The organism is Burkholderia sp. Ac-20349 (assembly GCF_017104865.1).
Classification (GTDB): Bacteria; Pseudomonadota; Gammaproteobacteria; order Burkholderiales; family Burkholderiaceae; genus Burkholderia; species Burkholderia aenigmatica.
Genome location: NZ_JAAGPM010000037.1, coordinates 52,045 through 60,369, shown reverse-complemented (window position 1 = coordinate 60,369; position 8,325 = coordinate 52,045). Strand labels below are relative to the sequence as shown.

Annotated in this window: 6 protein-coding genes; 1 reads left to right on the top strand and 5 read right to left on the bottom strand. The window is 64.0% G+C overall.

From position 1 onward, the window contains the following. Window positions 1–640: 640 nt before the first annotated feature. Window positions 641–1,735, bottom strand: coding sequence for a uroporphyrinogen decarboxylase (gene hemE, locus G3N61_RS14975; protein ID WP_280523533.1), 1,095 nt, complete (start codon window positions 1,733–1,735; stop codon window positions 641–643). Between the two features lie 149 nt (window positions 1,736–1,884). Between hemE and G3N61_RS14970 the strand changes: the two genes are divergently transcribed. Continuing rightward, window positions 1,885–2,685, top strand: a complete 801-nt coding sequence (locus G3N61_RS14970; protein ID WP_205822856.1) for a transporter substrate-binding domain-containing protein — start codon at window positions 1,885–1,887, stop codon at window positions 2,683–2,685. 722 nt (window positions 2,686–3,407) lie between these two features. Here the strand turns inward: G3N61_RS14970 and G3N61_RS14965 are convergent. From G3N61_RS14965 to atpG, 4 genes are all read right to left on the bottom strand, one after another. After that, a complete protein-coding gene (locus G3N61_RS14965; protein WP_205822855.1) occupies window positions 3,408–5,135 on the bottom strand; it encodes an AMP-binding protein in 1,728 nt (575 codons plus the stop codon). Between the two features lie 257 nt (window positions 5,136–5,392). Continuing rightward, window positions 5,393–5,818, bottom strand: a complete 426-nt coding sequence (locus G3N61_RS14960) for a F0F1 ATP synthase subunit epsilon (RefSeq protein WP_006477288.1) — start codon at window positions 5,816–5,818, stop codon at window positions 5,393–5,395. A 156-nt stretch (window positions 5,819–5,974) separates the two neighbouring features. Beyond that, on the bottom strand, window positions 5,975–7,369 hold the full coding sequence (atpD, locus tag G3N61_RS14955; RefSeq protein WP_043184897.1) for a F0F1 ATP synthase subunit beta: 1,395 nt from the start codon (window positions 7,367–7,369) through the stop codon (window positions 5,975–5,977). Window positions 7,370–7,435: 66 nt separating this feature from the next. After that, window positions 7,436–8,311, bottom strand: coding sequence for a F0F1 ATP synthase subunit gamma (gene atpG, locus G3N61_RS14950; RefSeq protein WP_043184895.1), 876 nt, complete (start codon window positions 8,309–8,311; stop codon window positions 7,436–7,438). Window positions 8,312–8,325 lie beyond the last annotated feature (14 nt).

Here is an 8,325-nt window from a genome sequence, read left to right as displayed (position 1 = left end):
CGGCGCACGGGATCGTCTCCACGCGGCGGCGCAGCCCGCGCAAACGCGCGGAGATTTCCGCGCTCACGCCAATGCAGGCATGTGCGAAGCAGGCCATCGATTGCGACACGGCACGGATCCACAGCGGTAGTCGAACAGGGTGGCGAGCGGATGGTCGAGCGCAACGCGCAGATAAGTACCGCTCATGACGGCACTCCGGCGGCGGCACGCGCCGCATGGCCATGGACGGCCAGTACCCGCGCCCGCATCGAGGCGACGGACTTAAAGTAAAACTTCAGATTCGGCGCTAAGTTTTGGATTCGCATTAGGAATCGCCGTATACCCTGCCCAGCCTGTGGATAACTTTGTTGAGAACTCGCCATTCACGGGCCGCAACGCACGCGGGGCCGCGCTTTCCGCTGATTTTCCGCGCTTGTCGCGGTGCCCCGCAGAGCCTTATTCCATAAGGCTGCTATTCAAATTACCGAACCATAGCGAGACAAATTGACCGATACAGGGCTCTACCGCGCTGCAACGTGGAAAATGTGTATAAGTCAAGTCTTGACAAGCACTGAATCGGCAACCGGTGCGGGGTTGCGCCCTGTTTAGCGCCGACAGCGAAACGCTGTCACCCCGCAGTGCAGCATGACAGCGCTTGCGTTCAGCCGGCGGCTCCGCTACGAATCGCGCGGCTGTGGCTATGCACTTCGTCGACGAGTTCGGCGACGTGATCGGGCGACGTGAATTGCGAAATGCCGTGCCCGAGGTTGAATACGTGGCCCGGATGGTTGCCGTAGCTGTCGAGCACCGCGCGCGCCTGCTCGCGTACCGCGGCCGGCGGCGCAAACAGGATCGTCGGGTCGAGGTTGCCTTGCAGCGCGACCTTGCCCGCAACGCGCTCGCGCGCCTTGCCGAGGTTGACCGGCCAGTCGAGCCCGACCGCGTCGACGCCGGTCGCCGCGATCTCCTCGAGCCACAGCCCGCCGCCCTTCGTGAAGGTGATCACCGGCACGCGCTCGCCGTCGTGCTCGCGCTTGAGCTGCGAGACCACGCGGCGGATGTAGTCGAGCGAGAAGCGCTGGTACGCGCCGTCCGCCAGCGCGCCGCCCCACGTATCGAAGATCATCACGGCCTGCGCGCCCGCTTCGATCTGCGCGTTCAGGTACGCGGCCACCGCCTGCGCGTTCACGTCGAGGATCCGGTGCATCAGGTCGGGGCGCGAATACGCCATCGACTTCACCGTGCGGAAATCGTCCGACCCGCCGCCTTCGACCATGTAGCACGCGAGTGTCCACGGGCTGCCCGAAAAGCCGATCAGCGGCACGCGCTGGCGGCCCTGACCGTCGGTGAGCGCGCGGCGAATCTCGCGCACGGCGCCCGTCACGTAGCCGAGCGTTTCCTCGATGTCCGGCACCGCGAGCTTCGCGACGTCGGCCTCGGTGCGCACCGGATGCGCGAACTTCGGCCCTTCGCCGACCTGGAAGTCGAGGCCGAGCCCCATCGCGTCCGGAATCGTCAGGATGTCGGAGAACAGGATCGCGGCGTCGAGCGGAAAACGCTCGAGCGGCTGCAGCGTCACTTCGGTCGCGTAGTCGGGATTCTTCGCGAGACCGAGGAAGCTGCCGGCGCGCGCGCGCGTCGCGTTGTATTCGGGCAGGTAGCGGCCGGCCTGGCGCATCAGCCAGATCGGCGTGTAGTCGGTCGGCTCGCGCAGAAGCGCACGCAGGAAGGTGTCGTTGAGCAGGGTATGGGCCACGGTAGGAGCGACGATGCGAGGGCAAAGCGGCATTTTACCGGACAGCCGCCACAGGGCTGCGTATGCCGACGCGATGGCGGCCATATGACGCGCGCGATGGCTCCGTTATGATCGGACGCTCATATCGAACGAAACCAAGGAGGAGACCGATGAAGACATTCGCCACGCTCGCCGCGGCCGCGCTGCTGTGCTGCGCCGACGCGCATGCGCAGACCGGCGCGGGCGCCGCCACCGCCGCACCGGGCGCCGGCTCGCGGCTCGACGACGTGCTCGCGCGCGGCACGCTGCGCGTGTGCACGACGGGCGACTACAAGCCGTATTCGTACTACCGTGCGGACGGCCGCTTCGAGGGCATCGACATCGACATGGCCGAATCGCTCGCGAAATCGCTGGGCGTGAAGACCGACTACGTGAAGACGAGCTGGCCGAACCTGACCGGCGACTTCGTCGCGAAATGCGACATCGCGGTGGGCGGCGTGTCGACGACGCTCGAGCGCCAGAAGCGCGCGTTCTTCACGCAGCCGTACGTCGTGGACGGCAAGACGCCGATCGTGCGCTGCGCGGACGCCGGCAAATACCAGACCGTCGCACAGATCGACCGGCCGGAAACGCGCGTGATCGTGAACCCGGGCGGCACCAACGAGCGTTTCGCGAAGCAATATTTCACGCACGCGAACCTCACCGTCTATCCGGACAACGTAACGATCTTCAAACAGATCCTCGCGGGCAAGGCGGACGTGATGGTGACGGATGCGTCCGAGACGCTGCTGCAGCAAAAGCTGAATCCGGGCCTGTGCTCGGTGCATCCGGACAAGCCGTTCCAGTTCGGCGAGAAGGCGTACATGGTGCCGCGCGGCGACGTCGCGTTCCAGCAGTACGTCGATCAATGGCTGCATCTCGCGCTGTCGACCGGCGAATACCAGGCGATTTCGGACAAGTGGCTGAAGTAAGCGGGTGCGCGCACGGCGGCCGATAGCGGGCACCGACCCCGCGGCCGCAGCCCGCGAAAGTCGCTGCGCGGCGGCGGCCGAAGCGCCGCCGTTACACTTCGACGCCGCGTGCCGGCACCCGCAAAATCGGCCCGAAGCCACCAAATTGGCCGAACGGCCGACTTCCGCGCAGGCCAATCACGTTTCAAAATCTTTCTGACGAATGAATCGTCATGCGCGGTATCGGCCGAATCGCGCATTTTCTCGCGTACGAATCGGCAGTTCGTCGAGCCTGATACGCATGAAAAACGCATCGTGCGCATGCGCTGAAAACGCTACGGAAAATATGAGTAAAAATGACCTTTTTCAGGCCCTCAAAAACAGCAAAAAATCCCGGAAAGCCTTATCTGGCGGGCGTTACAACCTGAAACACTTTGTTACCGCGAGGGGTCATTAATTCGCCCACAATGGCCTCAACGGTTTCAACACGGATGCGGTCTCGTGTGCCAAGTGTGAGCGGACGCGAAGCGCTGCGAGCCAGTCGGTCACGTACCGAAGCCCTTCCCAGGGGCATCCCTGTTGGAGTCGTTTCCGGCCCCCCGCCGGACTCGGTTTCATCTTTGGTCTCCTCGCGCTAACCCCGTAGCGTGTGGTTTTTAGCGGGCTAATAAGCCCGCTTTTTTTCGTCCATCGAAAGCGCAACGGCCCGCAGGCCGCCGCGTTTTTCCTGCCGCCATGCCGCGCTACGCGGTCTTCTGCACGTTGAGCTTGAGCTCCTCGATCATCCGGTCGCGCATCACGAACTTCTGCACCTTGCCCGTCACCGTCATCGGCAGTTCGTCGACGAAGCGGATGTAGCGCGGGATCTTGTAATGCGCGATCTGCCCCTGGCAGAACGCACGCACGTCGTCCTCGGTCATCTGCTCGTCCGCGCGCAGCACGATCCACGCGCACAGCTCCTCGCCGTACTTCGCATCGGGCACGCCGAATACCTGCGCGCTCTGAATCTTCGGATGCCGAAACAGGAATTCCTCGATCTCGCGCGGATAGACGTTCTCGCCGCCGCGGATCACCATGTCCTTCAGCCGGCCGACGATGTTGCAGTAGCCGTCCGCATCGAGCGTCGCGAGGTCGCCCGTGTGCATCCAGCCATCCACCAGCACCTCGCGCGTCTTCGCGTCGTCGTCCCAGTAGCCGAGCATCACCGAATAGCCCTTCGTGCACAGCTCGCCCGTCGCGCCGACCGGCACGATGGCGCCGCTCGGATCGACGACCTTCACCTCCAGATGCGGCTGGATGCGTCCGACCGTCGTCGTGCGCTTCTCGAGCGGATCGTCGGTCGAGCTCTGGAACGACACGGGGCTCGTTTCCGTCATTCCGTACGCGATCGTGATTTCCGACAGGTGCATCTGCGACACGACGCGCTTCATCGTCTCGATCGGGCACGGCGAGCCGGCCATGATCCCGGTGCGCAGCGTCGACAGGTCGAATGTCGGGAACGACGGATGATCGAGCTCGGCGATGAACATCGTCGGCACGCCGTGCAGCGCGGTGCAGCGTTCGTCGGCCACCGCCGCGAGCGTCGCAACCGGGTCGAACGCTTCGCCGGGGAACACCATCGCCGCGCCCTTCGACACGCAGGCGAGCACCGCGAGCACCATCCCGAAGCAGTGATACAGCGGCACCGGGATGCACAGCGTGTCCTGCTCGGTGAAACGCATCGCCGTCGCGATCGAGCGCCCGTTGTTGACGACGTTGCGATGCGTGAGCGTCGCGCCCTTCGGGCTGCCCGTCGTGCCGCTCGTGAACTGGATGTTGATCGGTTCGTTGGCCGTGAGCGTCGCGCCGATCGCATCGAGCAACGCGGGATCGACGGCCTGGCGGCCGCGCGCCATCAGGTCCGCGAAGCGGAACATGCCGGCCGGCGCGGCGTCGCCCATCGACACGACCGTGCGCAGGCTCGGCACGCGCGCCGCATGCAGGTCGCCCGGCGTCGCGGTCGCGAGCTCCGGCGCAATGGTCTGCAGCATCTCGACGTACGCGGATGTCTTGAAGCGCTCGGCGGCGATCACGGCCTTGCAATCGACCTTGTTCAGCGCGTATTCGAGCTCCGACAGCCGGTAGGCCGGATTGATGTTGACGAGCACCGCGCCGATCCGCGCGGTCGCGAACTGCGTGAGCAGCCATTCGCTGCGGTTCGGCGACCAGATGCCGACGCGGTCGCCCTTCACGATGCCGAGCGAAGCGAGGCCGGCCGCCAGCACGTCGACCTCGTTCGCGAACTCGCGCCAGGTCCAGCGCACCTGCTGCTCGCGGAACACGACGGCCGGTCGATCGGGAAAGCGGCCAGCCGTGTCGAGCAGGAACCGGCCGATCGTCGCTTCCGAGAGCGGCACGTCAGTCGTGCCGCGCACGTACGACAAGCCGTTTTCGGGCGCGATCAGCGCGCCCACGCCAAGGTCTGCTGCCATGAATGTCTCCGTCCTTTTTGTCTGATCGAGGCCCGGCACCTGTGCCGCCGCTGCCCCTGCCACCGGCACCGCGCGCCCAGGCCATATCGCGGATGATGCCCAGCTTCGCTGACGATACTCTGACATCAAACCCCGGCGCGCGGATGAAATAGCACGACCGGACGGAATGATCCGACCCGTAAAAAAACAGACGAAAACGACGGACGAAAAAAAAGCAGCCCGAAGGCTGCTTTCTTTCGCGGGATACGCGGCGCGGCTCAGTGCCGGCTGCGAATCTTCGCCAGACGCTGGATCGCCTCGAGCTGCGCCATCGCGGTCGCGAGCTCGGACTGCGCCTTCGCGAGGTCGAGATCCGACTTCGCGTTCTGCAGCGTTTCCTCGGCACGCTTGCGTGCTTCCTCGGCTTTCGCCGCGTCGAGGTCCTTGCCGCGGATCGCGGTATCGGCGAGCACCGTCACGGCACCCGGCTGCACTTCGAGAATGCCGCCCGCGACGAACACGAATTCGTCGTTGCCGCCCTCGACTTCGATGCGCACCGCACCCGGACGAATCCGCGTGATCAGCGGCGTGTGACCCGGCAGAATGCCCAGCTCACCCGTTTCGCCCGGCAGCGCGACGAATTTCGCCTCGCCCGAGAAGATCTGCTCTTCCGCGCTGACGACGTCTACTTTGATGGTTGCCATATGGACTCCTGTCGGCGAGAGCGAACGCCTTGCGGCGCCTGCCCTCGTCCCATGCACGGCGGATTGAGCGTGTTGCGGTCGGCGCGGCCAGCCTGGCTATCGGTCAATGAAGACCGACAACCCGACCCGCACGCGCCGTGCGACTCACTCGAATCCTTACGAGATCTTCTTGGCCTTTTCGAAGGCTTCGTCGATCGTGCCGACCATGTAGAACGCCTGTTCCGGCAGGTGGTCGCACTCGCCGTCGACGATCATCTTGAAGCCGCGGATCGTTTCCTTCAGCGGCACGTACTTGCCCGGCGAGCCCGTGAACACTTCAGCGACGTGGAACGGCTGCGACAGGAAACGCTGGATCTTACGAGCGCGCGCGACCGACAGCTTGTCTTCCGGCGACAGTTCGTCCATACCCAGAATCGCGATGATGTCGCGCAGTTCCTTGTAGCGCTGCAGCGTCTGCTGAACGCGACGGGTGATCGAGTAGTGCTCTTCACCGATCACGTTCGGGTCGATCTGGCGCGACGTCGAGTCGAGCGGGTCGACCGCCGGGTAGATACCCAGCGAAGCGATGTCACGCGACAGAACGACGGTTGCGTCCAGGTGGCCGAAGGTCGTAGCCGGCGACGGGTCGGTCAAGTCATCCGCAGGGACGTACACGGCCTGAACCGACGTAATCGAGCCCTTCTTGGTCGACGTGATGCGCTCTTGCAGCTTGCCCATTTCTTCAGCCAGCGTCGGCTGATAGCCCACTGCCGACGGCATACGGCCGAGCAGTGCCGACACTTCGGTACCGGCCAGCGTGAAACGGTAGATGTTGTCGACGAAGAACAGCACGTCGAGGCCTTCGTCACGGAAGTGCTCAGCCATCGTCAGGCCGGTCAGCGCGACGCGCAGACGGTTGCCCGGCGGCTCGTTCATCTGGCCGTACACCAGCGCGACCTTGTCGAGAACGTTCGAGTCCTTCATTTCGTGGTAGAAGTCGTTCCCTTCACGGGTACGCTCGCCCACGCCCGCGAACACGGAGTAACCGCCGTGTTCCTTCGCGATGTTGTTGATGAGCTCCATCATGTTGACGGTCTTGCCCACGCCAGCACCGCCGAACAGGCCAACCTTGCCGCCCTTTGCGAACGGGCAGATCAGGTCGATAACCTTGATACCCGTTTCGAGCAGTTCGGTCGACGGCGACAGTTCGTCGAACGCCGGAGCCTTCTGGTGGATCGAACGCGTCACTTCGCTTTCGATCGGGCCAGCTTCGTCGATCGGACGGCCGAGCACGTCCATGATTCGGCCGAGGGTCGGCTTGCCGACCGGCACCGAGATCGGCTTTGCCGTGTTCTTCACGGTCAGGCCGCGGCGCAGGCCGTCGGATGCACCCAGACAAATGGTACGGACCACGCCGTCGCCCAGCTGTTGCTGGACTTCGAGCGTCAGTTCCGAGCCATCGAGAATGAGCGCGTCGTAGATCTTCGGCATGCTGTCGCGCGGGAATTCCACGTCGATAACGGCGCCGATGCACTGTACGATCTTGCCTTCTACCAAAGCAGCAGTACTCATCGCTTTTCCTTTAAATACCTGATTCTTTACTCGCGCAAAGGCGCAGTTGTCGTCCCGGGCGCGCGCTTAAACAGCGGCTGCGCCGCCGACGATCTCCGACAGTTCTTTCGTGATCGCGGCCTGACGGCTCTTGTTGTACACGAGCTGCAGTTCGCTGATCACCGTCTTCGCGTTGTCGGACGCGGCCTTCATCGCGACCATGCGCGCCGATTGCTCGGACGCCATGTTTTCCGCGACGGCCTGGTACACCAGCGCCTCGACGTAACGCACGAGCAGTTCGTCGACGACTGCCTGCGCGTCCGGCTCGTAGATGTAGTCCCACGACGTGGCCGGCGTACCGTCATCGGCTTCGAAGTGTTCCGACGACAGCGGCAGCAACTGCTCGATCACGGCTTCCTGCTTCATCGTGTTGACGAAGCGCGTGTAAGCGATATAAACCGCCGACAGCTTGCCTTCCGAGTACAGATCGAGCTGCGTCTTCACGGCGCCGATCAGCTTGTCCAGATGCGGGGTGTCGCCGAGGTGCACGACCTGCGACATCACCTTCGCGCCGAAGCGGTTCAGGAACCCGAGGCCCTTGCTACCGATCGCGGTGGCTTCGACCTTCTGGCCCTTCTCTTCCAGCTCCTTGAACTTCTGCACCGTCGCACGCAGCACGTTGGTGTTCAGACCACCGCACAGACCCTTGTCCGTCGTGACGAGGATGATGCCGGCCGTCTTCGCGCCTTCGTTCGCCACCATGAACGGGTGGCGGTACTCCGGGTTCGCGCGGCTCATGTGCGCAGCGATGGCACGGACCTTGTCCGCATACGGACGAGCGGCGCGCATGCGTTCCTGCGCGCGACGCATCTTCGATGCGGCCACCATCTCCATCGCCTTCGTGATCTTGCGCGTGTTCTGCACGCTCTTGATCTTGCCGCGAATTTCCTTCATTCCAGCCATAGCTTGCTCCTTGA